At 67.6% G+C, this 20132-nt stretch carries 20 protein-coding genes; 13 read left to right on the top strand and 7 right to left on the bottom strand.

The window, feature by feature from the left end; translation table 11 throughout:
* The first annotated feature begins 10 nt into the window (after window positions 1-10).
* The 10 genes from nuoG to BLQ61_RS06055 are packed head-to-tail and all read left to right on the top strand — an operon-like array spanning window position 11 to window position 10720.
* Complete coding sequence (gene nuoG / locus BLQ61_RS06100) at window positions 11-2152, top strand: NADH-quinone oxidoreductase subunit NuoG (RefSeq protein WP_091567872.1); 2142 nt, start codon at window positions 11-13, stop codon at window positions 2150-2152.
* Window positions 2149-3225, top strand: coding sequence for an NADH-quinone oxidoreductase subunit NuoH (gene nuoH, locus BLQ61_RS06095; protein WP_091567870.1), 1077 nt, complete (start codon window positions 2149-2151; stop codon window positions 3223-3225). Before nuoG ends, nuoH begins: the two co-directional genes overlap by 4 nt.
* A gap of 12 nt (window positions 3226-3237) precedes the next feature.
* Complete coding sequence (gene nuoI, locus BLQ61_RS06090) at window positions 3238-3750, top strand: NADH-quinone oxidoreductase subunit NuoI (protein ID WP_091567867.1); 513 nt, start codon at window positions 3238-3240, stop codon at window positions 3748-3750.
* 48 nt (window positions 3751-3798) lie between these two features.
* Window positions 3799-4461, top strand: a complete 663-nt coding sequence (locus tag BLQ61_RS06085) for an NADH-quinone oxidoreductase subunit J (RefSeq protein WP_091567864.1) — start codon at window positions 3799-3801, stop codon at window positions 4459-4461.
* Window positions 4458-4766: an NADH-quinone oxidoreductase subunit NuoK gene (gene nuoK, locus BLQ61_RS06080; RefSeq protein ID WP_091567862.1), complete on the top strand. Its 309-nt coding sequence runs from the start codon at window positions 4458-4460 to the stop codon at window positions 4764-4766. The genes BLQ61_RS06085 and nuoK overlap by 4 nt, the downstream gene beginning before the upstream one ends.
* Window positions 4767-4797: 31 nt before the next feature.
* On the top strand, window positions 4798-6819 hold the full coding sequence (nuoL, locus tag BLQ61_RS06075) for an NADH-quinone oxidoreductase subunit L (protein WP_091567859.1): 2022 nt from the start codon (window positions 4798-4800) through the stop codon (window positions 6817-6819).
* Between the two features lie 19 nt (window positions 6820-6838).
* On the top strand, window positions 6839-8314 hold the full coding sequence (locus tag BLQ61_RS06070) for an NADH-quinone oxidoreductase subunit M (RefSeq protein ID WP_091567856.1): 1476 nt from the start codon (window positions 6839-6841) through the stop codon (window positions 8312-8314).
* 24 nt (window positions 8315-8338) lie between these two features.
* Window positions 8339-9832, top strand: coding sequence for an NADH-quinone oxidoreductase subunit NuoN (gene nuoN / locus BLQ61_RS06065; protein WP_091567855.1), 1494 nt, complete (start codon window positions 8339-8341; stop codon window positions 9830-9832).
* Between the two features lie 31 nt (window positions 9833-9863).
* Window positions 9864-10199 carry a DUF2818 family protein gene (locus tag BLQ61_RS06060; protein WP_091567852.1) on the top strand — a complete coding sequence of 112 codons (336 nt, stop codon included), beginning with the start codon at window positions 9864-9866 and terminating at the stop codon, window positions 10197-10199.
* A 17-nt stretch (window positions 10200-10216) separates the two neighbouring features.
* The gene (locus BLQ61_RS06055) at window positions 10217-10720 is read left to right on the top strand and encodes a DUF1178 family protein (protein WP_091567850.1); all 504 of its coding nucleotides are present in this window, start codon (window positions 10217-10219) and stop codon (window positions 10718-10720) included.
* Window positions 10721-10757: 37 nt separating this feature from the next.
* On the opposite strand, the gene BLQ61_RS06050 is transcribed toward BLQ61_RS06055, so the two are convergent.
* Window positions 10758-11135, bottom strand: a complete 378-nt coding sequence (locus BLQ61_RS06050) for a hypothetical protein (RefSeq protein WP_091567847.1) — start codon at window positions 11133-11135, stop codon at window positions 10758-10760.
* Here BLQ61_RS06050 and BLQ61_RS06045 point away from each other — a divergent pair.
* Complete coding sequence (locus BLQ61_RS06045) at window positions 11134-11799, top strand: ABC transporter ATP-binding protein (protein WP_091567844.1); 666 nt, start codon at window positions 11134-11136, stop codon at window positions 11797-11799. The two genes, BLQ61_RS06050 and BLQ61_RS06045, sit on opposite strands and share 2 nt — an antisense overlap.
* A 125-nt stretch (window positions 11800-11924) precedes the next feature.
* Here the strand turns inward: BLQ61_RS06045 and gdhA are convergent, their stop codons facing one another.
* Together gdhA and mutL are read right to left on the bottom strand one after the other, a co-directional pair.
* Window positions 11925-13268 (bottom strand): NADP-specific glutamate dehydrogenase, encoded by a 1344-nt coding sequence (gene gdhA / locus BLQ61_RS06040; protein ID WP_091567842.1) that lies wholly within the window; start codon window positions 13266-13268, stop codon window positions 11925-11927.
* Between the two features lie 243 nt (window positions 13269-13511).
* Entirely contained in the window at window positions 13512-15425 is a 1914-nt protein-coding gene (gene mutL, locus BLQ61_RS06035) for a DNA mismatch repair endonuclease MutL (RefSeq protein WP_091567839.1), read from the bottom strand.
* Window positions 15426-15529: 104 nt separating this feature from the next.
* Between mutL and BLQ61_RS06030 the strand changes: the two genes are divergently transcribed.
* Window positions 15530-16183 carry a DedA family protein gene (locus tag BLQ61_RS06030; RefSeq protein ID WP_091567836.1) on the top strand — a complete coding sequence of 218 codons (654 nt, stop codon included), beginning with the start codon at window positions 15530-15532 and terminating at the stop codon, window positions 16181-16183.
* 66 nt (window positions 16184-16249) lie between these two features.
* Here the strand turns inward: BLQ61_RS06030 and BLQ61_RS06025 are convergent, their stop codons facing one another.
* The 4 genes from BLQ61_RS06025 to tsaE form a co-directional block, all read right to left on the bottom strand.
* Entirely contained in the window at window positions 16250-16483 is a 234-nt protein-coding gene (locus BLQ61_RS06025; protein WP_091568594.1) for a glycine zipper domain-containing protein, read from the bottom strand.
* Between the two features lie 155 nt (window positions 16484-16638).
* Window positions 16639-16971 (bottom strand): cupin domain-containing protein, encoded by a 333-nt coding sequence (locus BLQ61_RS06020; protein WP_091567833.1) that lies wholly within the window; start codon window positions 16969-16971, stop codon window positions 16639-16641.
* 37 nt (window positions 16972-17008) lie between these two features.
* The gene (locus tag BLQ61_RS06015; protein WP_091567830.1) at window positions 17009-18508 is read right to left on the bottom strand and encodes an N-acetylmuramoyl-L-alanine amidase; all 1500 of its coding nucleotides are present in this window, start codon (window positions 18506-18508) and stop codon (window positions 17009-17011) included.
* Complete coding sequence (gene tsaE, locus BLQ61_RS06010; protein ID WP_091567827.1) at window positions 18505-19050, bottom strand: tRNA (adenosine(37)-N6)-threonylcarbamoyltransferase complex ATPase subunit type 1 TsaE; 546 nt, start codon at window positions 19048-19050, stop codon at window positions 18505-18507. The genes BLQ61_RS06015 and tsaE overlap by 4 nt, the downstream gene beginning before the upstream one ends.
* On the opposite strand from tsaE, the gene queG reads away from it, so the two are divergent.
* Window positions 19033-20115, top strand: coding sequence for a tRNA epoxyqueuosine(34) reductase QueG (queG, locus tag BLQ61_RS06005; protein ID WP_091567824.1), 1083 nt, complete (start codon window positions 19033-19035; stop codon window positions 20113-20115). The two genes, tsaE and queG, sit on opposite strands and share 18 nt — an antisense overlap.
* Window positions 20116-20132 lie beyond the last annotated feature (17 nt).

The following is a 20132-nucleotide window of genomic DNA, read 5'->3' as shown; positions in this document are numbered from 1 at the left end:
CCACACGCATATGGTTGAAATTGAACTGGACGGCAAGAAGGTCGAGGTCGCCGAGGGCAGCATGGTCATGCATGCCGCCGACAAGGCCGGCACCTACATTCCGCATTTTTGCTACCACAAGAAGCTCTCCATCGCCGCCAACTGCCGCATGTGCCTGGTGGAAGTGGAAAAGGCGCCCAAGGCGCTGCCGGCCTGCGCCACCCCGGTGACGCAGGGCATGGTCGTGCGCACCAAGAGCGACAAGGCCATCAAGGCGCAGCAGTCGGTGATGGAGTTCCTGCTCATCAACCACCCGCTGGATTGCCCGATCTGCGACCAGGGCGGCGAGTGCCAGTTGCAGGACTTGGCGGTGGGCTACGGCGCCAGCAGCTCGCGCTACGGCGAGGAAAAGCGCGTGGTGCCGCACAAGGACGTGGGCCCGCTGATTTCCATGGAGGAGATGACGCGCTGCATCCATTGCACCCGCTGCGTGCGCTTCGGCCAGGAGATCGCCGGCATCATGGAGCTCGGCATGGTCAACCGCGGCGAGCACGCGGAGATCACCACCGTGGTCGGCGACACCGTTGACTCCGAGCTGTCGGGCAACGTCATCGACCTGTGCCCGGTGGGCGCGCTGACCAGCAAGCCGTTCCGCTACAGCGCCCGCACCTGGGAGCTGTCGCGTCGCAAGTCCGTCAGCCCGCACGACTCCACGGGCGCCAACCTGATCGTGCAGGTGAAGAACCACCGCGTGATGCGTGTCGTGCCCTTCGAGAACGAAGAGGTCAACGAGTGCTGGCTGGCCGACCGTGACCGCTTCTCGTACGAGGCGCTGAACGGCGAGGAACGCCTGACACGCCCCATGCTCAAGCAGGGCGGCCAGTGGCAGGAAGTGGACTGGCAGACCGCGCTGGAATACGTGGCCAACGGCCTGCAGTGCGTCAAGAAAGACCACGGCGCCGACGCCATCGGCGCGCTGGTCAGCCCGCACAGCACGCTGGAAGAGCTGTACCTGGCCGGTCGGCTGGTGCGCGGCCTGGGCAGCGACAACATCGACCACCGCCTGCGCCATGCCGACTTCACGCCGGCCGACGGCGTGCGCTGGCTGGGCATGCCCATCGCCGCCCTGAGCAACCTGCAGTCGGTGCTGGTCGTGGGCTCCAACCTGCGCAAGGACCATCCGCTGTTTGCACAGCGAATTCGCCAGTCCGTCCGCACAGGTGCTGCGGTTGCAGCTATCAATTCGGTAGCGTACGATTGGGCCATGCCGGTGGCGCACACGCTGCTGGCGCCGGCATCCGGCTGGGCCGACCAGTTGGCCAGCGTGGCTGCAGCCGTCGCCGCCGAGCGTGGCGTGGCCGCGCCGGTGGCGGGTGTAGAAGCCAATGACGATGCCCGCGCCGTCGCCAGCCTGCTGCTGGGCGGCGAGCGCAAGGCCATCCTGCTGGGCAATGGCGCGGCGCACCATGCGCAGGCGTCGCAACTGCTGGCATTGGCCCAGTGGCTGGGCGAGCAGACCGGCGCACAAGTCGGCTACCTGACCGAGGCGGCCAACACCGTGGGGGCGCAGTTCGTCGGCGCACAGCCGCAGCAGCAGGGCCTGCATGCCGGCCAGATGCTGCAGGGTGGCCTGAAGGCGGCGCTGCTGCTAAACACCGAGCCGGTGCTCGACTCTGCGTCAGGTGCCGCCGCCGCCCAGGCGTTGGCGGGCGTGGACATGGTGGTCACGCTCAGCCCGTTCAAGGCGAACATGGAATTCAGCGATGTGCTGCTGCCGATCGCGCCGTTCACCGAGACCTCCGGGACCTTCGTCAACGCCGAAGGCCGGGTGCAGAGCTTCCATGCCGCGGCCCGTCCGTTGGGCGAGACCCGTCCGGGCTGGAAGGTGCTGCGCGTGCTGGCCAACCTGATGGGCATCGAGGGCGTTGCCTACGAGACGTCGCAGGACGTGCTCGCGGCCGCCACCGGCCAGGCGGCCGGAGCGCTGGCGCAACTGCCGGCGGAGCGCCTGAGCAATCGCACCGGCGTGCCGGCGGCGGCTGTGGCAGCCGGTGGGGTGGACGAGCCTGTGGTCGCCAGCATCTACCAGCTCGACAGCCTAGTGCGCCGTGCACCGTCGCTGCAACTGACCGCCGATGCGCGCGCTGCGCGTGGCGAGGGAGCCACCGCATGATCGACACGCTGTACAACGGCGGCCAGAACCTGGTCGCAGCCGACTGGTGGAGCGGCGCTGCCTGGCCGGTGCTGTGGATCCTGTTGAAGATCGTCGCCGTGCTGCTGCCGCTGCTGGGCGCCGTGGCCTACCTGACGCTGTGGGAGCGCAAGTTCCTGGGCTTCATGCAGGTGCGCATGGGCCCGAACCGCGTGGGCCCGTTCGGCCTGCTGCAGCCGATCGCCGACGCACTCAAGCTACTGACCAAGGAGCTGATTCAGCCCACGGCCGCGGCCAAGGGACTGTTTTACCTGGGCCCGGTCATGGCCATCATGCCGGCGCTGGCCGCCTGGGTGGTGATCCCGTTCGGGCCGGACATGGCGCTGGCCAACATCAACGCCGGCCTGCTGCTGGTCATCGCCATCGCCTCCATCGAGGTCTACGGCGTGATCATCGCCGGCTGGGCGTCGAACTCGAAGTACGCCTTCCTGGGCGCGTTGCGCGCCTCGGCGCAGATGGTCAGCTACGAGATCGCCATGGGCTTTTGCTTCCTGGTGGTGATCATGGTCTCGGGCAGCATGAACCTGACGCAGATCGTCGCCGTGCAGGAGCGCGGAATGATGGCCGGCATGGGCCTGAACTTCCTGTCCTGGAACTGGCTGCCGCTGCTGCCCATCTTCATCGTCTACCTGGTGTCCGGTGTGGCCGAGACCAACCGCCACCCATTCGACGTGGTGGAGGGCGAGGCCGAGATCGTCGCCGGCCATATGGTCGAGTACTCGGGCATGGGTTTCGCCATCTTCTTCCTGGCCGAGTACGCCGCGATGTGGCTGGTGTCCATCCTGGCGGTGCTCATGTTCCTGGGCGGCTGGCTGCCTCCGTTCTCGTTCCTGGCCTTCATCCCTGGCTGGATCTGGCTCGGCATCAAGACCTTCATGGTCGTGTCCTGCTTCATCTGGATCCGTGCCACCTTCCCGCGCTTTCGCTATGACCAGATCATGCGCCTGGGCTGGAAGATCTTCATCCCGGTCACCCTCGTGTGGCTGATCCTCGTGGGCGGCTGGTTGCTGTCGCCCTGGAACATCTGGAATTAACAGGGGGCACCCGTGGCTGCTGTTGCTGCTCCTTCCACCTTCTCCATCAAGGACTTCTTCAAGAGCTTCATGCTCTGGGAACTGGCCAAGGGCATGGCCCTGACGGGCCGCTATGCGTTCGCGCGCAAGGTCACCGTCCAGTTCCCCGAAGAAAAGACCCCGCTGTCGCCGCGCTTCCGTGGCCTGCACGCGCTGCGCCGCTATGACAACGGCGAGGAACGCTGCATCGCCTGCAAGCTGTGCGAAGCGGTGTGCCCGGCGCTGGCTATCACCATCGAGTCCGACATCCGTGCTGACGGCTCGCGTCGCACCACGCGCTACGACATCGATCTGACTAAGTGCATCTTCTGCGGTTTCTGCGAGGAGAGCTGCCCGGTGGACTCGATCGTCGAGACGCAGATCCTCGAGTACCACGGCGAAAAGCGCGGCGACCTGTACTACACCAAGGACATGCTGTTGGCCGTCGGCGACCGCTACGAGCCGCAGATCGCCGCCGCCAAGGCCGCGGACGCCAAGTACCGGTGACCCGGGCGACCTTCCCGTTGCCCCTGAACCTTTGAAAAGACCCGATTCATGGACGTCCAAACCGGCTTCTTCTACCTGTTCTCGGTCGTGCTGCTGTATGCGGCCGTCCGGGTGATCACGGCGCGCAACCCCGTGCACGCCGTCCTGCACCTGATCCTGGCGTTCTCGCAGGCTTCCGGGCTGTGGCTGCTGCTCAAGGCCGAGTTCTTGGCCATTGTGCTGGTGCTGGTGTACCTGGGCGCGGTGATGGTGCTGTTCCTGTTCGTGGTGATGATGCTGGATATCCGCATCGAGACCGCGAAACGCAGTTTCTGGCGCCACTTCCCGCTGGCCGCGCTGATCGGCGCGCTGATCGCGCTGGAGATGGCGGCGGTGCTGATGACCGGCTTCAGCGGCACGGGCGAGCCGCGCGCCGCCGGCGAGCTGGTCGATGCGGCCGGCCAGGCGTTGCCGTACTCGAACACGCAGGCCTTGGGCCAGCTGCTGTACACGCAGTACCTGCTGCCCGTGGAGATCGCCGCCGTGATCCTGCTGGTGGCGATGATCGCCGCCATCGCCCTGACCCTGCGCCAGCGCAAGGATTCCAAGGCGCTGGACCCGGCCGACCAGATCCGCGTGCGTGCCAGCGACCGCATGGTCATGGTGAACATGGCGCCCACGCGCAGACCGGTGCCGCAGGCCGAAGTGGCCGTCGAGGAGAACAAGCAATGACCCCCACCCTGGGCCACTACCTGTCACTGGGCGCGCTGCTGTTCGCGCTGGCCGTGGTGGGCATCTTTCTGAACCGCAAGAACCTCATCGTGCTGCTCATGGCCATTGAGCTGATGCTGCTGGCCGTGAACATGAACTTCGTGGCGTTCTCCAGCTACCTGGGCGACATGCACGGGCAGGTGTTCGTGTTCTTCATCCTGACGGTGGCCGCGGCCGAGGCGGCCATCGGTCTGGCCATCCTGGTGCTGCTGTTCCGCAACCGCTCGAGCATCGACGCGGAAGACCTCAACACCCTCAAGGGCTGAGGCGCTCCCGCCACTTGCAAGGTTCTCCACAATGAGTCAAACCCTTTCCGTTTCGACCCTGCTGGCGGTGCCGCTGGCGCCGCTGGCCGGCTCGCTGCTGGCGGGCATCTTCGGCACGGCCTTCGGCGGCAACCGCATCGGCCGCGGCGTGTCGCACACCCTGACCATCCTGGGCGTGTTCATCGCCTTCGTGCTGTCGGCGCTCACCCTCAAGAGCGTGGCACTGGACGGTGCCCGCCTGAACGAGACCATCTACACCTGGATGGTCGTCGGCGGCCTGAAGATGGAGGTGGGTTTCCTCATCGACAGCCTGACGGCGATGATGATGTGCGTGGTGACCTTCGTGTCGCTGATGGTGCACATCTACACCATCGGCTACATGGAAGAAGACCCGGGCTACAACCGTTTCTTCTCCTACATCTCGCTGTTCACCTTCTCGATGCTCATGCTGGTCATGAGCAACAACCTGCTGCAGCTCTTCTTCGGCTGGGAGGCGGTGGGCCTGGTGTCGTACCTGCTGATCGGCTTCTGGTACAACAAGCCCTCGGCCACCTTCGCCAACATGAAGGCCTTCCTGGTCAACCGCGTGGGTGACTTCGGCTTCATCCTCGGCATCGGACTGATCGCGGCCTATGCCGGCACGTTCGACTACGCCGAGATTTTCGCCAAGCGCGGCGATCTGGCCGGCATCGGCTTCCCCGGCACCGACTGGCTGCTGATCACCGTGATCTGCATCTGCCTGTTCATCGGCGCCATGGGCAAGTCGGCCCAGTTCCCGCTGCACGTCTGGCTGCCCGACTCGATGGAAGGCCCGACGCCGATCTCCGCGCTGATCCACGCCGCCACCATGGTGACGGCCGGCATCTTCATGGTCTCGCGCATGTCGCCGCTGTTCGAGCTGTCGGACACCGCGCTGAACTTCATCCTGGTGATCGGCGCCATCACCGCGCTGTTCATGGGCTTCCTGGGCATCATCCAGAACGACATCAAGCGTGTGGTGGCGTACTCCACGCTGTCGCAGCTGGGCTACATGACGGTGGCGCTGGGCGCATCGGCCTATTCGGTGGCGGTGTTCCACCTGATGACGCACGCATTCTTCAAGGCGCTGCTGTTCCTCGGCGCCGGCTCGGTCATCATCGGCATGCACCACAACCAGGACATCCGCTGGATGGGCGGCGTGCGCAAGTACATGCCGATTACCTGGATCACCTCGCTGCTGGGCTCGCTGGCCCTGATCGGCACGCCGCTGTTCTCCGGCTTCTACTCCAAGGAAAACATCATCGAGGCGGTGCACCACAGCAACCTGCCGGCGGCCGGCTTCGCACACTTCGCCGTCATGGCGGGCGTGTTCGTGACCGCGTTCTACTCGTTCCGCATGTACTTCCTGGTGTTCCACGGCAAGGAGCGCTACGACCAGAACCCGGATGCGCACCACGACGACCACGGTCATGGACACGGCCATGATGCGCATCATCCGCACGAATCGCCCTGGGTGGTGACGCTGCCGCTGATCCTGCTGGCCATCCCCTCGGTGATCGTGGGCTTCATGGCGATTCAGCCGATGCTGTTCGGCGACTTCTTCAAGGACGTGATCTTCGTCGACGCCGCGCGTCACCCGGCCATGGCGGCCATCGCCGAGGCCTTCCACGGCCCGATGGCCATGGCCGTGCATGGCCTGATGACGCTGCCGTTCTGGCTGGCAGTGGCTGGCGTGGCGCTGTCCTACTACATGTACATGATCAACCCGGCGCTACCGGCGGCCATCAAGCGCGCCTTCCAGCCGGTGTACACCCTGCTGGACAACAAGTACTACCTGGACTGGATCAACGAGAACATCGTTGCGCGCGGCGCACGCGGTCTGGGCATCGCCTTCTGGAAGGGCGGCGACCAGGCGCTGATCGACGGCGCGGTGGTCAACGGCTCGTGGAAGCTGATGGCGCGCCTAGGCGGTGTGCTGCGCCTGCTGCAGTCCGGCTACCTCTACCACTACGCGCTGTACATGCTGCTGGGCATCTTTGCCCTCATGACCTACTTCGTGTGGCTCAACAAGTAAGACGGGGAGAAGAAGAAAAATGGGACTGTTGAGTCTTGCCATCTGGGTGCCGATCGCCTTTGGCACCCTGATGTTGCTGCTGGGACGCGAGAGCCAGGCGCAGGCGGTGCGCTGGATTGCCTTGGTCGGTTCGCTGATCGGGCTGGTGGTGACGCTGCCGCTCATGAGCCAGTTCGACACGACGAGCGCCGCCATGCAGTTCGTCGAGAAGGCGGTCTGGATCGAGCGCTTCAACATCTTCTACCACCTGGGGCTGGACGGCATCTCGCTGTGGTTCGTGCCCCTGACGGCGTTCATCACGGTGATCGTGGTGATCTCGTCGTGGCAGTCGATCACCGAGCGCGTGAACCAGTACATGGGCGCGTTCCTGATCCTGTCGGGTTTGATGATCGGCGTGTTCGCCGCGCTGGACGGCATGCTGTTCTACGTGTTCTTCGAGGCCACGCTGATCCCGATGTACCTGATCATCGGCATCTGGGGCGGCCCGAACCGCATCTACGCCGCCTTCAAGTTCTTCCTGTACACGCTGATGGGTTCCCTGCTCACGCTGGTGGCCTTCATCTACCTGTACAACCAGGCCGGCGGCAGCTTCGACATCCTGACTTGGCACACCCTGCCGCTGACGGCGCAGGCGCAGACGCTGCTGTTCTTCGCGCTGTTCGCGGCCTTCGCGGTGAAGGTGCCGATGTGGCCGGTGCACACCTGGCTGCCCGACGTGCACGTCGAGGCCCCCACGGGCGGTTCGGCAGTGCTGGCGGCCATCATGCTGAAGCTGGGTGCTTACGGCTTCCTGCGCTTCTCCATGCCGATCGCGCCGGACGCAGCGCATGAATGGGCCTGGCTGATGATCACCCTGTCGCTGGTGGCGGTGATCTACGTCGGCCTGGTGGCCATCGTGCAGAAGGACATGAAGAAGCTGGTGGCCTATTCGTCCGTGGCGCACATGGGCTTCGTGACGCTGGGCTTCTTCGTCTTCAACCCCATGGGGGTATCGGGCGGCCTGGCGCAGATGATCGCCCACGGCTTTGTCTCCGGCGCCATGTTCCTGTGCATCGGCGTGCTGTACGACCGCGTGCATTCGCGCGAGATCGCGGCCTATGGCGGCGTCGTCAACACCATGCCCAAGTTCGCTGCCTTCGCGTTGCTGTTCTTCATGGCCAACTGCGGTCTGCCGGGCACGGCCGGCTTCGTGGGCGAGTGGATGGTCATCATCGCCGGCGTGCAGTTCAACTTCTGGGTGGGCCTGGGCGCGGCTGTGGCGCTGATCCTGGGCGCCAGCTACTCGCTGTGGATGTACAAGCGCGTGTACTTGGGCGCGGTGACCAACGACAACGTGCGCCAGCTGCGCGACATCAATGCCCGCGAATTCCTGGTGCTGTCGCTGCTGGCCATTGCCGTGCTGTACATGGGCCTGTATCCCAAGCCCTTCACCGACGCGATGGACCCGTCCGTCGCCCAGTTGCTGCAGCACGTGGCGAAACCCAAGCTTCCCTGACCAGACTGAACCGAGAGACTACCGATGATTGACAACATCAGCTGGCTGGCGATCTACCCCGAGCTCGTGCTGCTGGTCATGGCCTGCGTGATCGCCCTGGTGGACCTGGGCGTGAAAAGCCCCCAGCGCACCGCCACTTACGTGCTGACCTTGCTGACCCTGGCCGTGGTGGCCGTGCTGCAGGCGTTCTACGCCAGTAGCGGCAACACCTTCTACGGCTGGGGCAACATGGTGGTCAGCGACGCCATGGGCAACTGGCTCAAGTGCTTCTCCACCTTGGCCGTGCTGGTCACCCTGGTCTATGGCCGCCCGTACGCCGCCGACCGCGACATGCTGCGCGGCGGCGAGCTGTTCACGCTGAGCATGCTGGCGCTGCTGGGCATGTTCGTGATGATCTCGGGCAACAACTTCCTGGTGCTGTACCTGGGCCTGGAGCTGCTGACCCTGTCCAGCTACGCCCTGGTGGCGCTGCGTCGTGATCACGCGCAGTCGACCGAGGCGGCCATGAAGTACTTCGTGCTCGGCGCCATGGCCAGCGGCTTCCTGCTGTACGGCATGTCCATGATCTACGGCGCCACCGGCTCGCTGGACATCGGCCAGGTCTTCAAGGCCATCAACGCCGGGCAGATCCGCCACCAGGTGCTGGTCTTCGGCCTGGTGTTCATCGTCGCCGGGCTGGCATTCAAGCTGGGCGCCGTGCCGTTCCACATGTGGGTGCCGGACGTGTACCAGGGCGCGCCGTCGGTGGTCACGGTGTTCCTGGGCACAGCGCCCGAGCTGGCGGCCTTCGCCATCATCATCCGCCTGCTGGTGGACGGCCTGCTGCCCCTGGCCATCGACTGGCAACAGATGCTGGCGGTGCTGGCCATCGGCTCGCTGCTGGTGGGCAACCTGGCCGGTATCGTGCAGACCAACCTGAAGCGCATGCTGGCCTACTCGACCATCGGCCAGATGGGTTTCGTCATGCTCGGCCTGATGTCGGGCGTGGTGCACGGCAACGTGGACGCCGCCGCCGTCGAGAACGCCTACAGCTCGGCGATGTTCTACATCGTGACCTACGTGCTGACCTTCCTGGCGACCATGGGCGTGATCCTGCTGCTGGCGCGCGAGGGCTTCGAGAGCGAGGAGATCGCCGACTTCGCCGGCCTGAACCAGCGCAGCCCGCTGTATGCCGGCGTGATGGCGGTGTGCATGTTCTCGCTGGCCGGCATTCCGCCGCTGGTGGGGTTCTACGCCAAGCTGTCGGTGCTGCAGGCCCTGGTGGCTTCGGGCGAAGGCCTGCACATCGCGCTGGCGGTGTTCGCGGTGATGATGTCGCTGATCGGCGCCTTCTACTACCTGCGCGTGGTCAAGGTGATGTACTTCGACCAGCCGCTCACGGCCACGCGCGTCACCGCGCCGCTGCAGGTGCGCGTGGTGCTGACCTTCAATGGCGCCCTGGTGCTGGTGCTGGGCGTGCTGCCCGGCGGGCTGATGGCGCTGTGCGCCGACGCCATCGTGCGCGCCCTGGCGACCTGAGCCTGGGCAGCGCCATCCGGTAATCAGCCCCATGACCCAGAACGCGGCCATCTGGCTGGTGATCCTGGCGGCCTTCGCTGCCGCCAACCTGCCATTTCTTAACGATCGCTGGCTCGTCGTGGGCCCGGTCGCCCGCAGTGCCAAGCCCTTCGGCGTGCGGCTGCTGGAGCTGATCCTGCTGTACTTCCTGGTGGGAGCGCTGGCACTGCTGATCGAAAAGCGTGCCGGCCAGATCGCCCCCCAAGGCTGGGAGTTCTACGCCGTCACTGCGGCGCTCTTCATCACCCTGGCCTTTCCCGGCTTCGTTTATCGCTACCTGGTGCGCCGCAAGGGCACGCGGGTGGCCGAAGAGGACGAGGACGCCTGAGGCGGACGAGGCACGGCATGAAGGTGCTCGACCTGCGCTGCACCCATGACCATGGATTCGAAGGCTGGTTCGCCAGCGAAGCCGACTTCCAGGATCAACTCGTGCGCGGCTTGGTGCAGTGCCCGCTGTGCGGCGACGCGGGTGTGCGCAAGGTATTGAGCGCGCCGCGGCTGAATTTGCGAAGCGCAGAAGCTGCCGGCGAGTCCCGCAGCCCCGCAGCCCCCGGGGATGAGCCTGCGACTGCCGCCACACCTCATGCGCAGGAGGGGAGCATGCCGCTGGATGCGCCAGCGCGGGCGCTGCAGGCCGCATGGTTGCTGTTCGCGCGCCGTGTCGTCGCGCAGACCGAGGATGTCGGCACGCGCTTCGCCGCGGAGGCACGGCGCATGCACCATGGCGAGACCGAGGAGCGCGGCATCCGCGGCCAGGCCACGCCGCAGGAAGCCGCACAGCTACTGGAAGAAGGCATCACCGTGTTGCCGCTGCTGCTGCCCGAGGCCGTCAAGGAGCCGCTGCAGTAGCCGCTCGCCGACAGCGGCAGTCCGCGCGTCCGGGTGGTCACGATTCATGGGGTGCGCCGAAACGCGCCGCGAACGCTTCGGCGAAGGCGCGTTCGCCGCTCAGCGACAGACTCAGCGTGATGCGGTCCTGACGCTCCAGGCGGGCCGGCCAGCGCACGCGGCCCGTCGCCGGATCGGCAGGCAGCTCGGTCAGTGCCTGTCCTTCCTGCTCGCACTGCAGGTCGTACTGCCACAGGCCGCCTTCCTCCTGCGGCCCCATCCGGTCGCCAAAAGCCTGGCAGGCCCAGGCCAGCACCTCGTCGATCTCCGATTGCAGATCCGCCAGGCGCTCGGCCGTCACGCTGGCCATGGCGTCCCAGGTGGCGAGGCCTTCCTCGTCCTCGCTGTAGTCGAAATCCAGAAAATGCAGGGCCATGAACGATTCTCTTGTTGACGTAGTAGGGACAGAAGACATGGGCCCCATGCTGTGCCTGAGCAACGTGGCGCTGCAGGTGGGTGAGCGCTGGATTGTGCAGCGCTGCACGCTGACCGTTCCCGCGGGCCTGAGCCTGGTGCTGGGCGGCGATGGCGCCGGCAAGACCAGCCTGCTGCGCCTGCTGGCAGGTGAGTTGTCGCCCGATGCCGGACAGCTGTCCCTGGCGGGCGCCGCCTGGGGCAGCGCTGGCTGGGGCCAACAGGTGTTCTGGCGCGATCCGCGCGCGCCCTGGCCGGCAGCGTTGACACCGCGCGCCTGGACTGCCGCGCTGGCAGGGCAGCAGCCGCGTTGGCGCGAGGACGAATGGCGGCGGCACGTCGACGGTTTCGCGTTGGCCCCGCATCTAGACAAGGACATGCACCAGCTGTCCACCGGCAGCCAGCGCAAGGTGCTGCTCGCGGCGGCGCTGGCCAGTGGCGCCGCGCTGACGCTCATCGATGAGCCAGTGGCGGCGCTGGACCGCGGCGCCGTTCGCTACCTGTGCGCGGCGCTGCAGCGGCTGGCCGACGCATCGCCCTGGACCGAGCGCATCGTGCTGGTCGCGCACTACGACCCGCTGGACGACAGCCTGCCCTGGCGCCATATGCTGACCCTGGCGGGTTGACCATCTCGGCACACCGGAAACACCACGGCCGCCAGCACGCCACGAGGGCGGGCCGGCGGCCATGAGCAGGGAAGTGAAAAGGTGCGGAGACAGCCTTGGCCGGCCCCGCACCGGTCACGCCAGAATCAGACCACGCCCTGCGCCAGCATGGCGTCGGCCACCTTAGCGAAGCCGGCGATGTTGGCGCCGTCGATGTAGCTCACGCGGCCATCGTCGCGCCGGCCATGCTCCAGGCAGGCGCCGTGGATGCCGCGCATGATGCCCAGCAGGCGGGCGTCGACCTCGTCGCGTGTCCAGCTCAGGCGGGCCGAGTTCTGGCTCATCTCCAGGCCCGAGGTGGCCACGCCGCCGGCATTGCTGGCCTTGCCGGGCGCATACAGCACGCCGGCCTGCTCGAACACCTTGGCCGCCTCGTTGGTCGAGGGCATGTTGGCGCCCTCGGCCACGCACAGCACGCCGTTGGCGATCAGGGTGCGGGCATCGCTTTCGTCCAGCTCGTTCTGCGTGGCGCAGGGCAGGGCCACGTCCACCGGCACGTGCCACGGGCGCACGCCAGCCTCGAAGCGCACACCGGTGCGCTCGGCATAGTCGCTCACGCGGCCATAGTGGTGGTTCTTCACGTCCATCAGGATGGCCAGCTTCTCGGGGGTGAAGCCTTCTTCGTCGATGATGGTGCCGCTGGAATCCGACACGGTGATGACCTTGGCACCCTGCTGCATGGCCTTCTCGACCGCGTACTGCGCCACGTTGCCCGAGCCGGACACCGACACGCGCAGGCCGTCGAACGAGCGTCCGCGGGTCTTGAGCATCTCCTCGGCGAAGTACACCGTGCCGTAGCCGGTGGCCTCCGGGCGGATCAGCGAGCCGCCGAACGCCAGGCCCTTGCCGGTGAAGACGCCCGCCGCCGTGTTGGCCAGCTTCTTGTACATGCCGGCCATGAAGCCGACCTCGCGTCCGCCCACGCCAATGTCACCGGCCGGCACGTCGGTGTCGGGGCCGACATGGCGGAACAGCTCGGTAACGAAGGCCTGGCAAAAGCGCATGACTTCCGTCGGGCTCTTGCCCTTGGGGTCGAAGTCCGAGCCACCCTTGCCGCCGCCCATGGGCAGCGTGGTCAGCGCGTTCTTGAACGTCTGCTCGAAAGCCAGGAATTTCAGCACCGACAGCGTCACCGACGGGTGGAAGCGCAGGCCGCCCTTGTACGGGCCGATGGCCATGCTGTGCTGGATACGGTAGCCGCGGTTGACGTGCACCTGGCCGTGGTCGTCGAACCAGCTGACGCGGAAGCTGATGACGCGCTCGGGCTCGACCAGGCGCTCCAGCAGGCCGTGATCGGCGTAGCGCGGGTGCTTCTCGATGAAGGGCCACAGGCTTTCCATCACCTCGGTGACGGCTTGCAGGAATTCGGGCTGACCGGGGTTGCGCTGGGCGACGTACTCGAGAAACTGGCCCACGGACTGGTGCTTCATAAGACTAGGAGACTTTCTGCGAAAGGAGGGGAAAGAGCGCAACCCTGGGATGGTGCAGCGCATGATTATGCCAAAACGACATGGTGTCATGCATGGTTGACTTGGCGCGCACCAAAATTCGCACTTTCCTGCAGCTTTTTTGCCTCATTGTGGTGCGCCCGTACCTGCATGCCGGCTCCCGCGCATGGCAATGCCTGCCATCGGGCCCGGCATAGTTCGGATGCCGGCGTGCGACGCGGTGGATCAGCGGCCGCGCAGGAACAGCGCGTCCAGCTCCTTCATGGACAGCTGGCGCCAGGTCGGCCGGCCGTGGTTGCACTGGTCCGAGCGCTCGGTGACCTCCATCTGCCGCAGCAGCGCGTTCATCTCCTCCAGCGTCAGGCGGCGGTGCGCGCGCACCGCGCCATGGCAGGCCATGGTCGCCAGGATCTCGTTGCGGGCGCGCTGCAGCACGCTGCTGGCGTCGTGCGCGGCCAGCTCGGCCAGCACGCTGCGCGCCAGCTCCACCGCGTTGCCCTGCGCCAGCGCCAGTGGCACGGCGCGCACCGCCAGCGTGCGCGCGGAAAACGGCGTGACCTCCAGCCCCAGGGCGGCCAGCGCGTCGGTGCAGCCCTCGGCCGTGGCCACCTCCAGCGGCGTGGCGGCGAAGGTGGCGGGAATCAGCAGCGGCTGGCTGGCCACGCGCTCGCCCTGGTCGGCCTGGGATTTCAGGCGCTCGTAGACGATGCGCTCGTGCGCCGCGTGCATGTCCACCAGCACCAGGCCGTGGGCGTTCTCCGCCAGGATGTACACGCCATGCACCTGCGCCAGAGCGCGGCCCAGGGGCCAGACGGCGGCATCGTCCTGCGCGGGCCCGGGCGGCGTGCCAGACGTGGGAGCCGGACCTGGTGCGGGCTCTGCCTGTGCGCTGGGCGCACCCCACAGGGCCGCCAGATCCGCCACTCGATGGCCTGGCTGTGGGGCTGCAAAATTGATAGCTGACTGCCTTTGTAAATAAAGGGCTGGAGCGTGTTTTTCTTCAAAAACAGGAAGGCTGGAGGCCGATCCCGGCCGGGGCGTGGCCGCGTCAGGCTCGGCCAGCGCCTGCGCGCGCGGGGCAGCCAGCGCATCGTCCAGCGCATGGCGCACTGCCTGGTGCACCTCGCGGCTGTCGCGAAAGCGCACCTCGATCTTGGTCGGGTGCACGTTCACGTCCACGCGTTGCGGGTCCAGCTCCAGGTACAGCGCATATACCGGCTGGCGCTGGCCGTGCAGCAGGTCCTCGTAGGCGCTGCGCGTGGCATGCGCCAGCACCCGGTCGCGCACGAAGCGGCCGTTCACGTAGCAGTACTGCTGGTCGGCGCGGCTGCGCGCGGCGTCGGGCAGGCCCGCCCAGCCGGTGACGACCACGCTGCCCACACGCCGATGCACCGGCACGGCCTGGAGCACGAAGTCCTCGCCCAGCACGTCGGCCAGACGCTGCCCCAGGGCCTCGCGCCAGGCGGCATCGTGCGTGCCGGCGGCCGGGCCGCTCCAGGTAGGGCGCCACTGCTCGACCAGGCGGCCCTCGTGCCAGAGGGCGAATCCCACGTCCGGCCGCACCAGCGCATGGCGGCGCACGGCTTGCACGCAATGCGCCAGCTCGGTGGCGTCGCTTTTCAGGAACTTGCGCCGCGCCGGGGTGGCGAAAAACAGCTCCTTGATCTCGACCGTGGTGCCCGGGCTGCGCGCCGCCGGGCGCAATTCGCCGCTGCGCGCGTCCAGCAGGAAGGCGCTGGCTTGGCCGGCGGGGCGTGACAGCAGGCTGAGCTCGGACACCGAGGCGATGGCCGCCAGCGCCTCGCCGCGAAAGCCCATGGTCAGCACCGACTCCAGCTCGTCCAGGCTGGCGATCTTGCTGGTGGCGTGACGCCGCAGCGCCAGCGCCAGCTGGTCCTGGGCGATGCCGGCGCCGTCGTCCTCGACGCTCAGCAACCGCACGCCGCCAGCCAGCAGGCGCACGGTGATCTGGCGCGCGCCGGCGTCCAGGGCGTTGTCCAGCAGCTCGCGCACGGCGGAGGCGGGGCGCTCGACCACCTCGCCCGCGGCGATCTGGCTGATCAGTTCGTCAGGCAGTTCGCGGATGGGGCGGGCGGCAGCGGGAAGGGTCGGGTTGGCGGAAGATGGCACCCGGATCATTCTATGCAGCGTTGCCCGTCGGCCCTGCGCGTTCACGGCGCTACAGTACGGCGCTTCGATGCGTGCCACGCCGGTGCGCCGCGCCGTGTCCGTCCGAGGTATTTGTGGAAGCCCTGTCGTTCCTAATCGATTTCATCCTGCACGTGGACAAGCACCTCGAAGCTTTCGTGCTGCACTACGGCCCCTGGGTCTATGCCCTGCTGTTCGTCATCGTCTTCGTCGAGACGGGGATAGTGGTCATGCCGTTCCTGCCGGGGGATTCGCTGCTGTTCGTCGTGGGTGCGCTCAGCGGCGCCGGGCTGATGCACTTTCCGCTGGCCTGCGCGTTGCTGCTGGCGGCGGCCATCCTGGGCGACCAGTGCAACTACCTGATCGGGCGGCACCTGGGGCCGAAGGTGTTCCAGTGGGAGAACTCGCGCTGGTTCAACCGCCGCGCCTTCGACCAGGCACATGCGTTCTATGAGCGCTATGGCGGCATCACCATCGTGCTGGCGCGCTTCATGCCCTTCATCCGCACCTTCGCCCCGTTCGTGGCCGGCGTGGCCGACATGCGCCGCAGCGCCTTCACCGCCTACAACGTGGCTGGCGCCGTGCTGTGGGTGCTGGGCATCTGCACCGCCGGCTACTTCTTCGGCAACCTGGCCTGGGTGCAGCGGCACCTGGACAAGATCATCTGGGCCATGATCCTGGTGCCCGGCCTGCTGGCCATCTTTGGTGCCTGGCGCGCCGAGCGCAAGCAGTCGTCTGCTACTGTTTAAATAGCTGAAGGCCCTTGCATTGCAAGGGCCTTCAGCGGTTTTCACTGAGCAATCAGTGCTGGGCGGTCAACGCCGGCCCTGGCGGCGGTCGCGGTCCTCGCCCACCTCATGGCCGACCAGTGCGCCTGCGCCGGCGCCGATCACGGTTGCGGCAGTGCCACCCACGGCACTGCCCACCAGGCCACCTGCCACGGCGCCGACGCCGGTGCCGACCTGGGCGTTGGTGGGGTTGCTTGAGCAGCCGACCAGCCCCAGCGCAGCGGCGCTGGCGGCGGCACACAGAAGATGGCGATAGTTCATGATGGGCTCCTTGTGAAGAAACGGCCTGGCGGCCTGCATGCCGAGGCAGGGATTTCTGCTCCCGGCTAGGTGTCTTCACTATGCCCGCGTGTCACGCCAATGTTGTAGGCACGCCCTGTGGGGTGCTGTAGGAGCGTTGCAGGGCGCGCCTGTCGTCAGCCCGGCTGCAGGCAGATCGTCACCAGCAGCGAGGCATCGTTCACGGCCAGCAGTGCATGCGGAGCGCGGGCGCGCAGGTGCAGGAAATCCCCATCGCGCAGCCGGTGCGTGGCGCCGCCGACCTGGAACTCGACCTCGCCCTCTAGGCACTGCACGGTGATCTCGCCCGGGGTATCGTGCTGGCGCATGGGTTCGCCCGCACGCAGCACCACGCGAATGACCTCCAGCTGCTGGGCCTTGATGATGGCGTGGGACTGGGTCTGCGCCAGCAGCGCGCCCAGCGGGCGGACGCTGACGACCTCGGAGGAGTGGGCGTGGGGCAGGGCCATGGTGCGTCTCCTGGTGAAGCCGCCGGCAGGGCCCGCGTCACACGGTGCGGTTGCGTGCCAGCGGCGGATTCTTGGCGAAGTATCGGGTGATGCCGCGCATCAGCGCGTCGGCCAACTGCTCCTGATAGACGACCGAGCGCAGCCGCGCTTCTTCCTCGGGGTTGCTGATAAAGGCCGTCTCCACCAGCACACTGGGGATGTCCGGCGCCTTGAGCACGGCAAAGCCGGCCTGCTCGACGCGCGGCTTGTGCAGCCTAGCCATGCCGCCGATCTCGCCCAGCAGCACGCTGCCCAGCTTCAGGCTGTCGTTGATCTGCGCGGTGGTGCTCATGTCCAGCAGCACGCGCTGCACGTGCCGGTCCTGCGCCGCGACGTTCACGCCGCCGATCAGGTCGGCCTGGTTTTCCTTGTTCGCTAGCCAGCGCGCGGCCGAGCTGGAGGCGCCGCTCTCGCTCAGCGCGAACACGCTGGCGCCGCGCGCCGCCGGGTTGGTGAAGGCATCGGCATGGATGGACACGAACAGGTCGGCCTGCACGCGCCGCGCTTTCTGCACGCGCGTGGCCAGCGGCACGAAATAGTCGTCGTCGCGCGTCAGGAATGCCCGCATGGGGTTGCCGCCGATGGTGGTGGCGTTGATGCGGTCGCGCAGCAGGTGCGCCACCTTCAGCACCACGTCCTTCTCGCGTGTGCCGCTGGGGCCGATGGCGCCGGGGTCCTCGCCGCCGTGCCCGGGGTCCAGGGCGACGATGATCATCCGGTCGGTGGCGCGTGCCACGGCGGCCGCGCCAGGACGGCGTTTGGCGGGAGTGATAGTGGAAGGCGCCTGCGGCGAGACCGCGGCAGGCGCCCCAGGGGCGGCGGCGACCGCCACCGGCGGCGCCGGCAGGGGCAGCGGCATGCCCTGGGGCGGCGGCTCGCCACGCGCGCTCTGGCGCGCGATGAGTTCGGCCAGCGGGTCGGTCGCCAGCGGCGTCTGCGCCACCGGCATCGGCGGGGCCACGCCCGGCGCGGTAGCCGCCGGCGGCGTGCTGCCCAGGCGGTCGGCGATCAGCGTCTCCAGCGGGTCCACCGCCTTTTCCGGGTACAGGTCGAACACCAGCCGGTGCCGGTAGGCGGCCACCGGCGCCAGCGAGAAGACCTGCGGCAGCGCGGCTTGCTTCAGGTCCACCACCAGCCGCACCACGTTCGGCGCGTTCTGGCCGACGCGGATGCCGGCGATGTTCGGGTCGTCGGGCTGCACCTTGGCCACCAGCTCGCGCAGCGACGGGTCGAGCTCGATGCCCTCGATGTCCACCGCCAGGCGCGGCGGCGTGGCGACGAAGAACTGGCGCGCGACCAGCTTGCGGTCGGACTCGATGGTCACGCGCGAATAGTCTTGCGCCGGCCACACCCGCACCGCCACGATGCTGGCGCCGCGCGCGATCTGCTGCGCGCCCAGCAGCAGCACGATGCTGCCGGCGCGCAGCACGGCGCGGCGGCTGGCAGCCGGCTGGAGCAGGGGGGAAGAGGTAGAGGAAGAGGGAGTGGCGTGGCTCATGGCGTGTCGGGCAGGCAGGGCGCCAGGTGCTGCAGCGTGTCGCGTCCGCGGGGCGTGTGGGCGGCGAGCCGCACCTGCCGGCGTGCATCATCGTCGGCATGCAGCCAGATGGCAAGGTCGGGCGCGGGCAGGGCGCGGCCGGCCTGCTGCGGCCATTCGGCCAGCTTCAGTCCCGGGCTGGCGAAGATGTCGCGAAAGCCCGCGTCCTCCCACTCGCGCGGATCGCTGAAGCGGTAGAAGTCGAAATGCCAGATGTCCAGGCCGGGCGCCTGGTGCGGCTCGACCACTGCGTAGGTCGGGCTCTTGATGCGCCCGGCCACGCCCAGCGCGCGCAGCAGGTGGCGCACCAGCGTGGTCTTGCCCGCGCCCAGGTCGCCGTGCAGCGTGATGAAGAACGAGTCGCGCAGCGCCGGCTGGCGTGCCAGCGCCGCCGCGAAGCGCTGGGTGTCGTCCTCGCTGTTCCAGGTCAGCGACCGCGTCAGCAGCGGGGGCTGCTGCGGGCTTCCTACAATTTCGGCTGGATGGTGATCGGCAGCAGTCAACTCGTTCCTCAGGTCAGGCGGTGGGCACGCGAACTGGGATTTTCCCAAATCGGCGTGGCCGGCGTCGACCTGTCCAGCGCCGAGGCCGGTCTGATGCAGTGGCTGGCCCAAGGGTTCCATGGCGAGATGCACTATATGGCCGCGCACGGCACGAAGCGCGCGCGCCCGGCGGAACTCGTGCCCGGCACGGTGAGCGTCATCACCGCGCGCATGGACTACCTGCCGCGGGATACGCCACCCGGCTGGCAGGCCGTCGAGTGGCAGCGCCTGCAGCGGCCCGGCGAGGCCATCGTCTCGGTCTATGCCCGCGGCCGCGACTACCACAAGGTGCTGCGCGCGCGCCTGCAGAAGCTGAGCGAGCGCATCGCCGAGGCCGTGGGCCCGTTCGGTCACCGCGTGTTCACCGACTCGGCGCCGGTACTGGAGGCCGAGCTGGCCAGCCGCAGCGGCCAGGGCTGGCGCGGCAAGCACACCCTGGTGCTGTCGCGCGAGGCCGGCTCGATGTTCTTCCTGGGCGAGATCTACGTCGACATGCCGCTGGAAGTCACCGAGCCCGTCACCGCGCACTGCGGCAGCTGCCAGGCCTGCATCGACATCTGCCCGACGCAGGCCATCATCGCGCCCCACCGCATCGACGCGCGCCGCTGCATCTCCTACCTGACCATCGAGCACGGCGGGCCGATTCCGCTGGAGCTGCGCCCGCTGCTGGGCAACCGCATCTACGGCTGCGACGACTGCCAGCTGGTGTGCCCCTGGAACAAGTACGCCCAGGCCAGCAGCCTGCCCGACTTCGACCCGCGCCGCGGCCTGGTGGGCGCGCAGCTGGTCGAGCTGTTCGCCTGGGACGAGGCCACGTTCCTGCGCATGACCGAGGGCGGGCCGATCCGCCGCATCGGCCACGAGCGCTGGCTGCGCAACATCGCCGTGGCGCTGGGCAACGCGCTGCGCGGCGCGCGCGAGGCCGGCGAGGTCCAGGCCCTGCGCGCCGCGCTGGCCACGCGCGCCGGCGACGCCAGCGCCCTGGTGCGCGAGCACGTGGCCTGGGCCCTGGCACAGGAAATTTGAATGAAAAGAGGCTCCAG

The sequence above is a fragment of the Oryzisolibacter propanilivorax genome, assembly GCF_900103645.1.
In the GTDB taxonomy this organism is placed as follows: domain Bacteria; phylum Pseudomonadota; class Gammaproteobacteria; order Burkholderiales; family Burkholderiaceae_C; genus Melaminivora; species Melaminivora propanilivorax.
Note: the sequence above shows the minus strand (reverse complement) of the source record. Positions and strands in the feature narration are given on the sequence as shown.

What these genes read in the sequence shown, in the direction of transcription:
- nuoG (WP_091567872.1), top strand. Translation starts at nt 11, where the DNA reads ATGGTTGAAATTGAACTGGACGGCAAGAAGGTCGAGGTCGCCGAGGGC.
- nuoH (WP_091567870.1), top strand. Translation starts at nt 2,149, where the DNA reads ATGATCGACACGCTGTACAACGGCGGCCAGAACCTGGTCGCAGCCGAC.
- BLQ61_RS06085 (WP_091567864.1), top strand. Translation starts at nt 3,799, where the DNA reads ATGGACGTCCAAACCGGCTTCTTCTACCTGTTCTCGGTCGTGCTGCTG.
- nuoK (WP_091567862.1), top strand. Translation starts at nt 4,458, where the DNA reads ATGACCCCCACCCTGGGCCACTACCTGTCACTGGGCGCGCTGCTGTTC.
- nuoL (WP_091567859.1), top strand. Translation starts at nt 4,798, where the DNA reads ATGAGTCAAACCCTTTCCGTTTCGACCCTGCTGGCGGTGCCGCTGGCG.
- BLQ61_RS06070 (WP_091567856.1), top strand. Translation starts at nt 6,839, where the DNA reads ATGGGACTGTTGAGTCTTGCCATCTGGGTGCCGATCGCCTTTGGCACC.
- nuoN (WP_091567855.1), top strand. Translation starts at nt 8,339, where the DNA reads ATGATTGACAACATCAGCTGGCTGGCGATCTACCCCGAGCTCGTGCTG.
- BLQ61_RS06060 (WP_091567852.1), top strand. Translation starts at nt 9,864, where the DNA reads ATGACCCAGAACGCGGCCATCTGGCTGGTGATCCTGGCGGCCTTCGCT.
- BLQ61_RS06055 (WP_091567850.1), top strand. Translation starts at nt 10,217, where the DNA reads ATGAAGGTGCTCGACCTGCGCTGCACCCATGACCATGGATTCGAAGGC.
- BLQ61_RS06045 (WP_091567844.1), top strand. Translation starts at nt 11,134, where the DNA reads ATGAACGATTCTCTTGTTGACGTAGTAGGGACAGAAGACATGGGCCCC.
- BLQ61_RS06050 (WP_091567847.1), bottom strand. Translation starts at nt 11,135, where the DNA reads ATGGCCCTGCATTTTCTGGATTTCGACTACAGCGAGGACGAGGAAGGC.
- gdhA (WP_091567842.1), bottom strand. Translation starts at nt 13,268, where the DNA reads ATGAAGCACCAGTCCGTGGGCCAGTTTCTCGAGTACGTCGCCCAGCGC.
- mutL (WP_091567839.1), bottom strand. Translation starts at nt 15,425, where the DNA reads ATGATCCGGGTGCCATCTTCCGCCAACCCGACCCTTCCCGCTGCCGCC.
- BLQ61_RS06025 (WP_091568594.1), bottom strand. Translation starts at nt 16,483, where the DNA reads ATGAACTATCGCCATCTTCTGTGTGCCGCCGCCAGCGCCGCTGCGCTG.
- BLQ61_RS06020 (WP_091567833.1), bottom strand. Translation starts at nt 16,971, where the DNA reads ATGGCCCTGCCCCACGCCCACTCCTCCGAGGTCGTCAGCGTCCGCCCG.
- BLQ61_RS06015 (WP_091567830.1), bottom strand. Translation starts at nt 18,508, where the DNA reads ATGAGCCACGCCACTCCCTCTTCCTCTACCTCTTCCCCCCTGCTCCAG.